Source organism: Paraburkholderia terrae, assembly GCF_002902925.1.
Taxonomy (GTDB): domain Bacteria; phylum Pseudomonadota; class Gammaproteobacteria; order Burkholderiales; family Burkholderiaceae; genus Paraburkholderia; species Paraburkholderia terrae.
The window spans coordinates 809,840-824,722 of sequence record NZ_CP026112.1 but is presented as its reverse complement, the minus strand read 5'-3'; the positions used below and the strand labels follow the sequence as shown (position 1 = coordinate 824,722).

The 14,883-nt window shown below is 63.1% G+C and carries 14 protein-coding genes and 1 tRNA gene; 6 read left to right on the top strand and 9 right to left on the bottom strand.

Annotated features, from left to right (window positions below; translation table 11 throughout):
* Window positions 1–716 precede the first annotated feature (716 nt).
* The 4 genes from C2L65_RS19895 to C2L65_RS19880 all read left to right on the top strand — a co-directional run bounded on the left by C2L65_RS19895 (window position 717) and on the right by C2L65_RS19880 (window position 5,590).
* Window positions 717–1,427, top strand: coding sequence for an ABC transporter ATP-binding protein (locus C2L65_RS19895; protein ID WP_042316153.1), 711 nt, complete (start codon window positions 717–719; stop codon window positions 1,425–1,427).
* The gene (locus C2L65_RS19890; protein ID WP_042316150.1) at window positions 1,420–4,017 is read left to right on the top strand and encodes an FtsX-like permease family protein; all 2,598 of its coding nucleotides are present in this window, start codon (window positions 1,420–1,422) and stop codon (window positions 4,015–4,017) included. Before C2L65_RS19895 ends, C2L65_RS19890 begins: the two co-directional genes overlap by 8 nt.
* A complete protein-coding gene (locus C2L65_RS19885) occupies window positions 4,017–5,123 on the top strand; it encodes a lipocalin-like domain-containing protein (protein WP_042316148.1) in 1,107 nt (368 codons plus the stop codon). Before C2L65_RS19890 ends, C2L65_RS19885 begins: the two co-directional genes overlap by 1 nt.
* A 158-nt stretch (window positions 5,124–5,281) precedes the next feature.
* Complete coding sequence (locus tag C2L65_RS19880; protein ID WP_042316146.1) at window positions 5,282–5,590, top strand: DUF4148 domain-containing protein; 309 nt, start codon at window positions 5,282–5,284, stop codon at window positions 5,588–5,590.
* Window positions 5,591–5,631: 41 nt separating this feature from the next.
* On the opposite strand, the gene C2L65_RS19875 is transcribed toward C2L65_RS19880, so the two are convergent.
* Both C2L65_RS19875 and C2L65_RS19870 read right to left on the bottom strand, forming a co-directional pair.
* Window positions 5,632–6,960, bottom strand: coding sequence for a PQQ-dependent sugar dehydrogenase (locus C2L65_RS19875; RefSeq protein WP_042316143.1), 1,329 nt, complete (start codon window positions 6,958–6,960; stop codon window positions 5,632–5,634).
* Between the two features lie 481 nt (window positions 6,961–7,441).
* Entirely contained in the window at window positions 7,442–8,800 is a 1,359-nt protein-coding gene (locus C2L65_RS19870; protein WP_042316141.1) for a TAXI family TRAP transporter solute-binding subunit, read from the bottom strand.
* A gap of 192 nt (window positions 8,801–8,992) precedes the next feature.
* Between C2L65_RS19870 and C2L65_RS19865 the strand changes: the two genes are divergently transcribed.
* Window positions 8,993–9,069, top strand: a tRNA-Val gene (locus tag C2L65_RS19865).
* 162 nt (window positions 9,070–9,231) lie between these two features.
* Here C2L65_RS19865 and cyoD read toward each other — a convergent pair.
* From cyoD to C2L65_RS19835, 7 genes are all read right to left on the bottom strand, one after another.
* On the bottom strand, window positions 9,232–9,573 hold the full coding sequence (cyoD, locus tag C2L65_RS19860; protein WP_009770506.1) for a cytochrome o ubiquinol oxidase subunit IV: 342 nt from the start codon (window positions 9,571–9,573) through the stop codon (window positions 9,232–9,234).
* Window positions 9,574–10,188 (bottom strand): cytochrome o ubiquinol oxidase subunit III, encoded by a 615-nt coding sequence (gene cyoC, locus C2L65_RS19855; protein WP_052427047.1) that lies wholly within the window; start codon window positions 10,186–10,188, stop codon window positions 9,574–9,576.
* A complete protein-coding gene (cyoB, locus tag C2L65_RS19850) occupies window positions 10,188–12,200 on the bottom strand; it encodes a cytochrome o ubiquinol oxidase subunit I (RefSeq protein ID WP_042316138.1) in 2,013 nt (670 codons plus the stop codon). The genes cyoC and cyoB overlap by 1 nt, the downstream gene beginning before the upstream one ends.
* A 3-nt stretch (window positions 12,201–12,203) precedes the next feature.
* Window positions 12,204–13,103, bottom strand: a complete 900-nt coding sequence (cyoA, locus tag C2L65_RS19845; protein WP_042316135.1) for a ubiquinol oxidase subunit II — start codon at window positions 13,101–13,103, stop codon at window positions 12,204–12,206.
* Between the two features lie 164 nt (window positions 13,104–13,267).
* Window positions 13,268–13,402 (bottom strand): hypothetical protein, encoded by a 135-nt coding sequence (locus tag C2L65_RS47085; protein WP_267895452.1) that lies wholly within the window; start codon window positions 13,400–13,402, stop codon window positions 13,268–13,270.
* Window positions 13,403–13,407: 5 nt separating this feature from the next.
* Window positions 13,408–13,611 (bottom strand): hypothetical protein, encoded by a 204-nt coding sequence (locus C2L65_RS19840; protein WP_042316133.1) that lies wholly within the window; start codon window positions 13,609–13,611, stop codon window positions 13,408–13,410.
* Window positions 13,612–13,620: 9 nt separating this feature from the next.
* A complete protein-coding gene (locus C2L65_RS19835) occupies window positions 13,621–14,010 on the bottom strand; it encodes a DUF3597 domain-containing protein (protein ID WP_042316130.1) in 390 nt (129 codons plus the stop codon).
* 297 nt (window positions 14,011–14,307) lie between these two features.
* On the opposite strand from C2L65_RS19835, the gene C2L65_RS19830 reads away from it, so the two are divergent.
* Window positions 14,308–14,808 (top strand): OmpA family protein, encoded by a 501-nt coding sequence (locus C2L65_RS19830; RefSeq protein ID WP_042316128.1) that lies wholly within the window; start codon window positions 14,308–14,310, stop codon window positions 14,806–14,808.
* Window positions 14,809–14,883: the final 75 nt, after the last annotated feature.

Genomic DNA, 14,883 nt, shown 5'->3' with positions numbered 1-14,883 from the left:
GGCACCTACTTTTCTTTGCCGCCGCAAAGAAAAGTAGGCAAAAGAAAGCGGCTAACACCGCCAGTGCTTGTGTTTGCCTGAGGGCCCCCAACGGGTCTTACGCTTCACACGGCAACGGCTCTGTTGGCGCGTGTTGCCAACGCTTTGAATGAACGCCCCACCCGCTTCGAATACCCGTACTCGGGCAAGCGGCAGCGGATGGTACGTGCCGCCCAGGTGGCAAACTGTGTGCAGGTTGTCGCGTCGTACACGTTAGCGCTCTTACAGGGTGGAGCGCATGTGCAATCGGTCCGAAGTGAGGCGCGCGAGGCACTACGGCCTACACACAGTTTGCCACTTGGGCGGCGGTGGAATATCTGGCACGGCGTGCGGCGACGCGGGCGCGTGGAGTGGGTGAGGCGCACCGCAAGAGCGCTGGCAACGAACATGGGTCACGTGATCGCCGTGTGAAGCGTAAGACCCTTTGGGGGCCCTCAGGCAAAAACAAGAACTGGCGGTGTTAGCCGCTTTCTTTTGCCTACTTTTCTTTGCGGCGGCAAAGAAAAGTAGGTGCCGCCCCGCACAGGGGCGACGCTTGAAGCACGCTAACGCATCGCGGATGCCATTGCAGAGGCCAGAACAACCAACCCGGATGCCAGCACAAAGCACAAAGCACAAACCCCAAACCACCACCCAGCGTCGCAGACAAAAAAAAAGCAACCACCTTAAGGACCCAAATGCCGCCCCCGGCCCCGCGCCCCGCACTAGAATGCCGCTCCCTGAGCAAAGCCTACGCAACAAACCGCGTAGTCCTCGCCAACCTGGACTTCAAACTGGAAGCAGGCGAATTCATCGCCATCATGGGCGACTCCGGCGTAGGCAAATCAACGCTTCTAAACCTGATAGCGGGCCTGGACCGCGCCGACAGCGGTGAGGTGCTAATCGACGGCACGCCCGTCTCAACCCTGAACGACGACACCGCTACCCGCCTGCGCCGCGAGAAACTCGGCTTCGTCTTCCAGGCGTTCCACGTGCTGCCACATCTGACGCTCGCGCAAAACGTCGCGCTACCGTTACTGCTGAACGGCATCGCACCACAACGCGCGCTCGACATGCTCGCCGCCGTCGGTCTGGACGGACGCGGAAACGACATGCCACGCCAGCTATCCGGCGGCGAACTGCAGCGGGTCGCCATTGCTCGCGCCCTCGTGCATCGTCCCACGCTGATCCTCGCCGACGAGCCAACGGGCAATCTCGACCCCGACACCGCACATGAAGTGCTCGCGCTGCTGCGCGAAGAAACCAAGGCAAACGGCGCAGCGACGATGATGGTCACGCATTCGCAAGCGGCCGCCGCCGTCGCCGACCGCGTGATCATCCTGAGCGAAGGCAAGCTGCACGCAATGCGCGAAACATCGCCCCACGCATCGCGCCAAAACCATGAATGACACAGCGCTAAATGCAACCGCGCACCGCGCACACCCCACGCGCCACGGCCTGCGCACACTCACGCGCTGGATGCTCGCCGCCGAATGGCACAGCCACAAAGGCCGCGCGCTGATCGCGATTGCGACCATCGCGCTCGGTGTCGCACTCGGCTACGCCGTGCAACTGATCAACAGCGCCGCGTTCAACGAATTCTCGGCGGCGACGCGCAGCCTGTCGGGCCAGGCGGACTTGCAGGTGCGCGGCGCGCAACCCACGTTCGATGAAAGCGCCTATCCACGACTCGCGACTCAACCCGGCGTCGCGCTCGCCAGCCCCGTGCTCGAACTCGACGTGACCGTGCCGGACCGCACCGCGCCGCTGAAAGTGCTCGGCATCGACATGTTCCGCGCGAGCCGCATCGCGCCCGATCTGACGGGCGTGACGGACAGCGACCGCCCGCTCGACGCGCTCGACGGTGACGCCATCTTCCTCTCGCCCGCCGCGCAGCAGTGGCTCGGCGTGCGCGTCGGCGAGACCGTGACGTTGCGCAGCGGCACGTCCGATGTGCATCTGCGCGTGGCTGGCGGCATCGTCAGGGCGCGGCCCGGCCAACGCATCGCGGTGATGGACATCGCGGCCGCGCAATGGCGCTTCAGTCGCATCGGCAAGCTGTCGCGCGTCGATCTGCAACTCGAGCGCGGCGTCGATCGCGAACGGTTCAGGCAAGCGTTGCAGGACCAGCTCGGCAGCCGCTTCGCCGTGGGCGAAACGCGTGATGTCGAAAGCCGCACCGACCGGCTGTCGCGCGCCTACCGGATCAACATGAACGTGCTCGCGCTCGTCGCGCTGTTTACGGGCGCGTTTCTCGTGTTCTCGACGCAGGCGCTCGGCGTGGTGCGCCGGCGTGCGCAGTTCGCGATGCTGCGCGTGCTCGGCCTCACGCGCGCGCAGTTGTTGCGGCAGATTCTGCTCGAAGGCGCTTTGCTCGGCACGCTCGGCTCGGTGGCGGGCATCGCGCTCGGCTTCGCGCTCGCGTATGTCGTGCTGCGCTTCTTCGGCAGCGATCTGGGCGGCGGCTATTTCCCCGGTGTTCAACCGACGGTCGGCTTCGAGCCCATCGCCAGCGCGATTTTCGTCGTGCTGGGTATCGGCGTGTCGCTGCTCGGCAGTCTCGTGCCCGCGCTCGAAGCGGCGCGCGCGCATCCTGCTCCCGCGCTGAAGGCGGGCGGCGAGGAAGCCGCGCTCGGCAAGCTGTCGACGCCGTGGCCCGCGCTCATCTGCATCGCGCTCGGCGTGGCGCTGACGCAGACGCCGCCCGTGTTCGATGTGCCGATTGCGGGCTATCTCGCCGTCGCGCTGCTGCTGATCGGCGGCATTGCGCTGATGCCGCGCGTCACGTCGCTGCTGTTTCGCGCGCTGAGCCGTACGCTCGATGGGAACAATAGACGTCGCCCCGCCAAGCCAGTCATCGCGCTTGCGCTCGCGCGCCTGGCGAACGCGCCGGGTCAGGCATCGATTGCGATGGGCGGCGTGCTGTCGAGCTTCACGCTGATCGTCGCGATGGCGATCATGGTGTCGAGCTTTCGCGTGTCGGTCGAAGACTGGCTCGCGCACCTGCTGTCCGCCGATGTCTATGTGCGCGTCGCGCCGAACGGCGACACGGGCGGGCTGAACCCGCAGCAACAGGCGATGCTCGCCGCCACGCGCGGCATCCGGCACGCAGCGTTCGCGCGCACCTCGCAACTGACGCTCGACGCATCGCGGCCGTCCGTCGCCCTGCTCGCGCGCGAAATCGATGCCGTCGATCCCGGCGCGAATCTGCAGATCACGGGCGAAATCCTGCCGCCGTCCGCGTTGCGCGCTGGCGAGACGCCCGTGTGGGCATCGGAAGCGATGGTCGATCTGTATGGCTATCGCGTCGGTCAACGGCTGACGCTGCCGATCGGCGAGCACGGCGCAGTGTTCGTCGTCGCGGGGATATGGCGCGACTACGTGCGGCAGACGGGCGCGCTGCAAATCCGTCTCGCCGACTACCGGCGCCTCACGGGCGACACCGGTGCCACCGACGCCGCCCTCACCCTGCAACGCGGCGTGAGCGCGGCGCAGGCCATCGCCGCGATGCGCGCGTTGCCGTTCGCGAGCGCGCTCGACTTCGCGCAACCCGGCGAGATCCGCGCGCGCACCTTGACGATCTTCGACCGCAGCTTCGCCGTCACGTATCTGCTGGAAGCCGTCGCGATCGTGATCGGATTGTTCGGCGTCGCGGCGACGTTTTCGGCGCAGACGCTGTCGCGCTCGCGCGAGTTCGGCATGCTGCGACATGTGGGCGTGACGCGTGGACAGATTCTCGCGCTGCTCGCAACGGAAGGCGGACTGCTGACCGCGCTCGGCATCGCGATGGGCTGCGTGCTCGGCTTCGCGATCAGCCTGATCCTCGTGTTCGTCGTCAATCCGCAGTCGTTTCACTGGAGCATGTCGCTGCATGTGCCGTGGACGCTGCTATCCGTGCTGGCGCTCGTGATGCTCGCGTCGTCGTGTACGACGGCCGTCGCGGCGGGCCGCCGAGCTGTCTCCATCGATGCCGTGCGCGCGGTCAGGGAGGACTGGTGATGCGTGCCGCCCGTAGTCTGTTGCTCGTGTTTGCGTGCCTGCTTCGCGTATCGCTTGTGTTCGCGGCCGAACCGCAGTTCGCGGTCGTCTTGCCGGGCAAGTCGATTGAACTGCCGCGCGACACGGGCGCGCATCCCGCGTTTCGCACCGAATGGTGGTACGCGACGGGCTGGCTGGAGACACCCGATCATCAGCCGCTCGGCTTCCAGATCACCTTCTTCCGCTCGGCGACGGGCCACACGGCGAGCGATCCCAGTGCGTTCGCGCCGACGCAACTGATCATCGCGCACGCCGCGCTCAGCGATCCGAAGCCAGGTCGTCTTGTGCATGATCAGAAGATCGCCCGACAAGGCTTCGGCCTCGCGTACGCGAAGCCCGACAACACCGACGTTCGGCTCGATACCTGGCGCATGGTCCGCACGCCGGACGGCCACTACGACGTGAGCGCCGAGGCCGCCGGTTTCGCGCTGCATCTGACGTTCACGCCGACGCAGGCGCCGCTGCTTCAGGGTGACAACGGCTACTCGCGCAAAGGACCACTGCCGGAACAGGCGAGCTACTACTACAGCGAGCCCCAACTGCGTGTGACAGGCACCGTCACACGCCCATCCGCCGGTGGTGCGAGCCGCACGCCAACGCCCGTCACGGGCAGCGCGTGGCTCGATCACGAATGGTCGAGCACATTGCTCGCATCCGATGCCGTCGGCTGGGACTGGCTCGGCGCGAACCTGACTGACGGCGCCGCGCTGATGGCCTTCAAGGTACGCGCCGCCGATGGGCGCGCGGTCTGGGCGCACGCCGCGCTTCGCACGGCCGACGGCCGCGTCACGCAATACGGCCCCGGCGACGTCGACTTTTCGCCGACCCGCCAGTGGCGCTCGCCGCGCACGAACACGCAATACCCGGTGGCCACCGTCGTCCGCACGGGCGACATCCGCTGGCAACTGACACCCTTGCTCGACGATCAGGAGCTCGATTCGAGCGAATCGACGGGCTCGTTGTATTGGGAAGGCGCCGTCGCCATCAACCGCGACGGGCACCCTGCGGGGCGCGGCTACCTCGAACTCACCGGCTATGGAAAAAAGCTGAAGCTCGAACGGCGCTGACGCCCGCCCAGCGGGCGTCTAGGGGTAAACCCTCTGAAATGTGGAAAAGTCACTTCCACTGGATGGCCTTAATCTTAAGCGGCTACTTACCTACACTTGCTTCAACTGATTGCGAACAGGGCTGTTCGCAAAGTCGAAAGCAAAGTTGGAGGTTCATCATGAAGTCGCTGATCAAGGCTGTTGCCATCGCTGCTGTGCTCGCTATCCCCGCTGTGTCGTTCGCTCAGTCGAACCAGCCGATTACTCGCGCTCAGGTCCGCGCCGAACTGGTTCAGCTGGAAAAGGCCGGCTATCGCCCGGGCGCCGGCACGGAAGCGCACTACCCCGATGAGATCCAGGCCGCTCAAGCGCGCGTGGACGCGCAGAACGGCGCAGCGAGCGGGCACGGCGGTGTCGCGACCGCATCGCAGTCGGGCCGCCCGGGCGTGTCGGCTGCGGACTGGAATGCGATGTACAACCGTCCGTAAAACGCTTTGATGCCCGCTTCAGTCTGACGTCTGTCTAGCGTCTACTTCGCGCCCGCCGTTCCCGTCGCGGGCGCGATTCGCCACACCGCGTTGCCGACATCGTCGGCAACCAGCAGCGCGCCGCGCGCATCTAGCGTGACACCGACGGGCCGCCCAACCGCGTGCCCGTCCGGCGTCAGGAATCCCGTCAGAAAATCTTCCGGTCCGCCCGACGGCTTGCCATTCTCGAACGGCACGAAGATCACCTTGTAGCCCGCAAATGGCTTTCTGTTCCACGAGCCGTGCTGGCCGATGAACGCGCCGCCACGGTAACGGTCCGGGAACAGCTTGCCGTCATAGAACGCCAGCCCGAGCGACGCCGTGTGATTGCCGAGCGCATAGTCCGGCGCGATAGCTCGCGCGACCATGTCCGGGTTCTGCGGCTTCACGCGCGAATCGACATGCTGGCCGTAGTAGCTGAACGGGAAGCCGTAGAACGCGCCGTCCTTCACCGACGTCATGTAGTCGGGCACAAGGTTGTTGCCCAGTTCATCGCGTTCGTTCACGGTCGTCCACAATGCGCCCGTTTGAGGTTGCCACGCCATGCCGTTCGGATTACGCAGGCCAGTTGCGTAAGGCCGCATCGTGCCGCTCGTGATATCGAGTTCGACAATGCGGGCGCGGTCCGCTTCCGCTTCAACGCCGTTCTCCGCTGCATTGCTATTCGAGCCGACCGTGATGTAAAGCCGCTTGCCGTCGCGGCTCGCAAGGATATTTTTCGTCCAGTGATGATTGATCGGACCGGCGGGCAGATCGGCGACCTTCACGCCCTGCGATGCAATCTTCGTTTCGCCCGTGACGTAATCGAAGCGCAGCAGCGCATCGGTATCGGCGATATAGAGTTGATTGCCGATCAGCGCCATGCCGAACGGCGAATGCAGCTTGTCGATGAACACGCTTTGCGTTTCAGCGCTGCCGTCGCCGTCTGCGTCGCGCAATAGCACGATCCGGTCGGGACTCGGCACGCCCGCGCCCGCGCGTTTCTGGAACTGCTTCGTGATCCAACCGACCACGCCGCCGCCTTCGTCGTGCGGCTGCGGCGTGTTGGTCTCGGCAACCAGCACATCGCCGTTCGGCAGCGTGTAGAGCCAGCGCGGATGCTGGAGATTCGTGGCGAACGGCGTCACCGCGAAACCGGGCGGCGCGGTGGGATGCGTGCCGGCGGCACGCGTTTCGACAGGCGCGACGTGGACCGTCGGCACTAGCGATGTGGTGGGCGCGGGTAGTGTCGGCGAAGGGCCGAAGCTCGCTTCTTCCGGCGTCGTGGATGGCGCCGCGCAAGCGGCAAGCGGAACGACGACACTCGCGATCAGAAACGGACGAACGCGCATGGAACCTCCAGCGTCAGTGCAACCGGGAGCGGCGCAATTGATGACTGCGCAGCAAATGTCTTGCCCGATGCCGACGATTTGTGGCTGGTGAGGTTTGGAGATGGTAGCGCAGACTTCTCCACAGATTTCGTTCATAAGGCTGTGGGTAACCTGGGCAAGACTATCGCAAGTCATTGACGCCATTCAGGTTGCACACGCTGCATCCGCCTCGCGTCACTCGCGCACGCTTCTTCTACGCGTGGACACGCCGCGAGGTTGTCCACAGTTTCCGTTCATAAGCCTGTGAGTATCCTGCGCAAGACTCGCGCAACTCATTGATGCGACTCAGATTACAAGCGATGCATCGGCTATCGCTCAATACACGGCCTCGACGTTATCCACAGTTTTTGTTCACAACCCTGTGGACAACACCCGGACTCGCGCCTTATCCCACTGACGCATCACGACTTTTCCCCGCGACGCCCTCATGCAGCACATCCCGCTACTGCCGCGCATGCACGCGCTCGCGCACGCCTTCCAGCCGCTCCCGCACAAACCGCACATGCTCGCGCAGCACATAGAACCCATCGGCATAAGCAAGCGGCATCCGCAGCGTATTCAGCGACGCCTCGATCCCATCCAGCTCCGTAAGCAGCTTCGCGCGTTCTTCGTCCGATGAACTGCGCATCGCGTCGCGCTCGATCGCGATCAGCGCGCCGTAGTACCGGTAAATCCGCGAGCGCACGCGCCACGTGAACAGCGCGGGAATCAGCCGCAACGCGGGAATCAGCAGCACGGCAATCGGCAGCAGCAACACCAGCAAACGGTCGACGACCGTCGCGAGCCAGAACGGCAGCGTCCGGTACAGAAAGCTCTTGCCCGACTTGTAGTAGCGCGTCGCATCCTCGCTGATGCGGAATTCGCGCGCGACGGAATTCGGAAACTGCCCTGCTTTCTGCAACAGGCCCGCCGGGCCATTCACTTCCTGCGCGGCTTCGATCAACAGATCGGATATCGCCGGATGCAGATTCGAGCGCGCCACCAGTTCGACGGTCGGGCTGATCAGATGAAGCGGTGCGGGGGGAATGCGGCGCCTCAGATCGAGCAGACCAATGGGGAGATCGAGGTTGTCGAGATAAGGAAAGATCCGCGTATAGGCATCTGCTTCGTTGAAATTCATCACCGATACGCCCGGAATGGTCAGCAGACGCAGGATCATCGCGCGCGTGGTCGAGTCCCCGCTCAGCAGCGCCGCGTCGATCTGGTTGCTCACGAGCGCTTTCGCGGCGTCGAGTCCATCGAGCGGCAAGAGTGTCGTATCGCCGCCCGGCAGGATGCCGTTCGCCCCGAGCAGTTCGAGCGACAGCATCCGCGTGCCGCTGCCTTCGCGCCCAATCGCGACCCGCTTGCCTTCCAGATCCGACAATTGCGATAGTCCCTTGCCGCGGTACACGACGATCAGCGGCACATACGACACCGTGCCGAGCGACATCAGCGAGGTGGTATCCCGGCCAGCCGATACGCCGCCCTGCACGAGCGCGACATCCACCCGCTGCTTCCGGTCGAGCAGCCGGTCGAGGTTCTGCACGGAGCCATCGGACTCCAGCACGTTGAGCGTGACACCATTGCGCCCGAGTATCTTTCGATATTCCTGCGCGTACTGCATGAACGAGCTGTCGTGCGGACCGGCGCTGATCGTGATCGTGCGCGGCGGCGCGGGATCGACCAGCCATATCACGAGCCAGGCGAGCACGGCGAACAGCACCACGAACGGCAGGAACGACACGGCGAGATCGCGCCACATCGCATGCGTGTGGTCGCGAACGACTCGCGGAGAATGCTGACGAACATTTTTCTTCATGGCCCAGCTCGCCTCCGAGATGCATCATCGCCCATCGTAGCCGTCTCGCGCCGCTCTGTGGAGCACCTTGCGCGCGCCCGTCCCAACCCGCTGCTTCGCACCGGCTAACTGGGCCATTTTGTCATCGACAACAAAATCGCCCCGGGCACTTGCGCGATCGAAAGTGTGTCTCTATAATTCGCGCTCTTCGCTAGGCTCGTAGCTCAGCTGGTTAGAGCACCACCTTGACATGGTGGGGGTCGTTGGTTCGAGTCCAATCGAGCCTACCAACGAATATACGCAGTAAATGGAGGCGGCAAGCATCGTATGCTTGCCGCTTTTTTTTTGCGTTCCGCGTCGACGAAAAAAAGCCGAAGGACCAACCTGTCCTTCGGCTTCCGTTCACCGGGCATCGCGCTGGCGCGCAACGCCCGGATGCATGTGCAACGGCTTCAGCGCGACATCATGTTCATGCTGACGTTGTGCATCACCCACACCGTCCCGAACACTAGGAACATCGCGGCCAGCACCGTATAGGCAAGGGCAAGCGTGTTCCAGCGCTGGCCGGACGTCGACACGCTCATGTGCAGGAAGAACACCAGGTGTACGACGATCTGCACGACAGCGAGCGCCGCAAGCGCGAACGGCGCCGAGGCAGCCGGCAGCCAGCCTTGCAGCACGATGCCGAACGCGGCGGCCGTCAACACCACGGCCAGCACGAACCCAATCACATATCCGCCGATACCGCCGTGCCCTGCTTCGCCATGAAGCGCATGGGAATTCGAGTGAGCCATTTAGATCGCGCTCCCGAGATAGACAAAAGTGAACACGCAAATCCACACGACATCGAGGAAGTGCCAGAAAAGACTCAGGCACGTCAGCCGCGTGATTTCACGCTGCGTCAGTTGCGGCGCGCGCGCCACCTGCACGGCAAGCACGGCCATCCAGATCAGCCCCGTCGCGACGTGCAGGCCGTGCGTACCGACCAGCACGAAGAACGACGACAGGAACGCGCTGCGCGACGGACCTGCGCCTTCGGCGAGCAGATGCGAAAACTCGCCCAGTTCGAGCTTCAGGAACACGACGCCAAGCACGAACGTGACGGCGAGCCAGCCGAGCACGGCACGCGTGTTCTGCCGGCGCGCGGCGACCATCGCGAAGCCGTACGTGATGCTACTAAACAGCAGCGCAGCCGTTTCGACAGCGACGCCGGGAATGTCGAACAGATCCTTCCCCGTCGGCCCGGCGTTGAACTGATGCGCCATCACGGCGAACACCGCGAATAGCGACGCGAACAGCACGCAGTCGGTCATCAGGTACAGCCAGAAACCGAACACCGAATGCGATTCGCCATGATGGCCGTGACCATCGACCCCGTTCAGGGTTGCGGTATGGACTTTTTGCAGCATCACTCGACCTCCGCGAGCACCGGCGACACTTCCACATGCTTCGGAAGCGGCGTACGGCCTTTGTTTTCGATTGCCCGCACGACGTCGGACGGGATGAAATAGCCGTCGTCGCGACCGAAGCTGCGGCCGATCACGGTCACCGCAATCGCCAGCAGCGAGACGATCGCGAGCCACCAGATGTGCCACACAGCCGCGAAACCAAACGCAAGGCTGAACACGCCGATGAAGAAGCCTGCGCTCGTGTTCGAAGGCATGTGGATGTCCTGATACGCCGCCTGAATGCCGAGGCCCCTGCCCGTTTTCTTCATGTGCGCGAAGGCATCGAGTTCCTCGACGACGGGAATCGTCGCGAAGTTATAGACGGGCGGCGGCGACGAGATCGACCATTCGAGCGTGCGGCCGCCCCACGGATCGCCCGTGACGTCGCGATACTCCGGCTTGTTGCGATTGATGATGCTGACCACCACCTGCGTGACCTGGAACACGACGCCGACCGCGATCAGCGCGACGCCGCATGCCGCGATGATCATGTACGGCTGCCATGCGGGATTGTCGTAGTGGTTCAGACGACGCGTCGCGCCCATGAAGCCGAGCACGTACAGCGGGGTGAAAGCCACAAAGAAACCGACGAACCAGCACCAGAACGCGCTCTTGCCGAGCTTGTCGTTGAGCTTGAAGCCGAACACCTTCGGGAACCAGTAGCTGAACCCGGCCAGATAGCCGAACACCACGCCGCCGATAATCGTGTTGTGGAAGTGCGCGACCAGGAACAGCGAGTTATGCAGCACGAAGTCCGCGCCCGGGATCGCGAGCATCACGCCCGTCATGCCGCCGATCGTGAACGTGATCATGAAGCCAATCGTCCACAGCACGGGCGCCGTGAATTCGAGGCGGCCTCGATACATCGTGAACAGCCAGTTGAAAATCTTCACGCCCGTCGGGATGGCGATGATCATCGTCGCGATGCCGAAGAACGCGTTGACGTCAGCGCCCGAGCCCATCGTGAAGAAGTGGTGCGCCCACACGAGGAACGCCAGCACCATGATCGCGCACGACGCATAGACCATCGTCTTGTAGCCGAACAGCGGCTTCTTGGCGAACGTCGAGATCACTTCCGAGTAGATGCCGAACGCGGGCAGAACCAGGATGTAGACCTCGGGGTGTCCCCAGGCCCAGATCAGGTTCAGGTAAAGCATGGCGTTGCCGCCTGCTTCGTTCGTGAAGAAGTGCATGTCCGCGTAGCGGTCGAGGCCGAGCAGCGCCAGCGCAACCGTCAGGATCGGGAACGTAGCCATGATCAGCACGTTCGAGCACAGCGCCGTCCATGTGAACACGGGCATCTTCATCAGCGACATGCCGGGCGCGCGCATCTTGATGATCGTCACGAAGAAGTTGATCGCCGTGATCAGCGTGCCGACGCCCGAGAGTTCCAGCGCCCAGATGTAGTAATCGACACCCACGCCCGGACTGAACTGCAACTCCGACAGCGGCGGATACGCGAGCCAGCCCACCTGCGCGAACTCGCCGATCACCAGCGAAATGTTCATCAGGATCGCGCTGATCGCCGTCATCCAGAAACTCAACGAATTGAGGAACGGGAACGCGACATCGCGCGCACCGATCTGCAACGGCACGACGATATTGAAGAGCCCCACCATCAGCGCCATCGCCATGAAGAAGATCATGATGACGCCGTGCGCGGTGAAGATCTGGTCGTAGTGATGCGGCGGCAGATAGCCGGTCGCGCCGCCACTCGCGAGCGCGAGTTGCAGGCGCATCATCACGGCGTCAGCGAACCCGCGCAGCAGCATCAGTACGGCGACGACGATATACATCACGCCGATGCGCTTGTGATCGACGGACGTGAGCCATTCCGTCCACAGCCAGCGCCATTTTTTCAGGCGCGTAACGAGCACGACGACGGCCAGCACGATCAGCCCCATCAGGGCGGCCGCGCCCATGATGATCGGCTGATCGAACGGAATCGCCTCTAAAGTCAGATTGCCGAACATGGGTTACTCCTTCGAAGTGTTCGTGATGCAGTTGGCGTCACGGAAATCGACGACATGCCCGCTGTTGTATTTCGCGATGACGTTGCGGAACAGCTTCGGATCGACCGCGGAGAAATAGCGCACCGGGTCTTTCTCGCTAGGTTTCGCGACCGCGTAGTAGCCGTCCATATCGAGCCGTTCTGGCGACGCCTTCACTTTCTGCACCCAGGCGTTGAAATCGGCGGCGCTCACGGCGAGCGTGCGGAACTTCATGTCCGAAAAGCCCTTGCCGCTGAAATTCGCCGATACGCCCGCGTAGTTGCCCGGTTCATCCGCGATCAGATGCACGCGCGTCTGCATGCCCGCCATCGCGTAGACCTGCGTACCGAGTTGCGGGATGAAGAACGAGTTCATCACCGAGTCCGACGTGATGTGGAAGTTGACGGGCGTGCCGACGGGCATCGCCAGCTGGTTCACCGACGCGATGCCGAGATCGGGATAGATGAACAGCCACTTCCAGTCGAGCGCGACGACTTCCACGTCGATCGGCTTCACGTTCGATTCGATCGGCTTGTACGGATCGAGTTCGTGCGTGGTTCGCCACGTCAGGATGCCGAGGAATAGGATGATCAGCGCGGGGATCGTCCACACGACCACTTCGATTGCCGTGGAGTGCGCCCACTTCGGCGCGTAGACCGCGCTTTTGTTCGACGCGCGGTAGCGCCACGCAAAAAACAACGTCAACAGAATGACGGGCACGACGACCAGCAGCATCGTCCACGTCGCTGTCGCGATCAGCGACTTCTCGGCGACGCCGACGCTGCCCTTCGGGTCGAGCACTTCAAGTTGACATCCCGTGAGAAACGCGGTCAGACCGATGCTGACCGGTAAGAGGCAAGCTCTTAAGGTTTTTCTGGCTAACATGTTTGCCCAATAATCGTTGAACCACGCTGAACACGTGTGGGGTTTGCAAGGCAAAGCGCACAAGGTCCTATGTGCCCCGCGATTCTATGGACGCGTTGCGTTCGAAGTCCTGATCCGCGTCAAGGACACGACGCTAAGGTGTGTGATGAATGTGCGACGCGATGTCACACGGTCGAAGACGGGCAGGCGTCTTTGATTTTTCTTATGTCGGCCCGCTCGCCTTTGATGCACGGAAGATGCCCGGCGAGTCCGTCGATTCCGATAAGCCGCCCGATCGTCGAATCGATGCGGGCGGTCATGTGCATCAAGCTTGTTGCGGCTGTTCGCTGTCGCCGGCGTCGTCTTCCGCCTTGCGGTCAATCAGTTCCGCGAGCGCGCCCGCGCCCTTGAAACCTGCAACTGCCGCCATGCCCTTCGTCAACAGCGATGCATTAGGGTCCGCCTTCTCCAGCGCTTCGACGGCTGCGACGGCGCCCGCGATCTCGCCCAGAGTGCCAAGAATGCTCATGCCGGCTCCTTAGCTCGTGAGATCGGCGGGCAGCTTGCCGCCATTCGCGGCGAGCGCCGTCATCAACTGCTTGTGCAGCCAGATGTTCATCGACGCCGAATCGTTCGTGTCGCCGCCGTACTTCAGTTCGCCCGCCAACTGCTTGCGATGATCGAGGCTGCTGTCGACGTCGAGCAGCTTCATCAGATCGACGATCGAACGACGCCAGTCGAGCTTTTGCGGGTTCGCCGCGGCCAGCTGGTCCATCACGGCCGCGACATCGACGTCTGCAAGCGCCGTCGAGACAGGTGCGCCTGCCGACGCTTCCGCAGGCGCCGGCGCGATGGGTTCGGCGGGCAGCGTCTCAGCTGGCTTGGCCTTGCCGAAAATCTTGCTGACGATGGTTCCAAAGATGCTCATGGTGTGGGCTCTTCCTTTTCAAGTGGATAACGAGAGACTGCGCAACGGCATCCGCCTTCCGGTTGCCTGGATTCACGGCGACGCTTGCGACTAACGCCATTTGATCCGAACTCTTGACCTTTGCGTGTGGTCGGCTGCAAGTTTCACGTTTGTTCGCACTTCGGTGCGTCCACGCGACACCTTCGTGTCAAATTTTGAAAAACTTTGCATGCCTTATCAAACTTTCTCTTGATTTGATGAAAAATCCCGGCCTGACGCGACTTTCCTTCCCTTCTCTCCCACAACTCCATCACAACCATGAAAAAACTGTTGACCATCGCAGCCTGCGCCCTTTCCCTGTCGATGCTCGCCGCGTGCAGCGGCCTCGATCGCAGCAAGGAAGAAGCGCTGAACCGGCAAGCCGGGATCGAAGTCACGCAGACCAAGGAGGGCGTGCAGGTTCGTCTGCCTGAGAAGGTCCTGTTCAACTTCAACGAGTCGAGCTTGCGTCCTGACGCAGGCCCTGCGATTGCCCGCGTGGTCGTCGTACTGAGCCGCACGCAAAAGCCGATGATCGTCGAAGGCCATACGGATAACGTTGGCACGCGCGAGTACAACCAGCAGTTGTCCGAAGCGCGCGCGAAGTCGGTCGCGGATGAACTCGAGCGCCGCGGCATCAGCGCATCGCGCATCACGCTGGTCGGCTATGCGTTCGATCGCCCCGTGGCGGACAACGACACGCCCGATGGCCGCGCACGAAACCGGCGTACGGAGATCGTCGTGAAGGGCGAATCTCTCGAAGCGGTGATGGGCAAGTAACCGTTCGTCATGCGCAGTCAGGCGCCGTTCAGTGGCGCCTGACTGTCGCCGGATCGGCTTCGCGAGCGCGTAAAG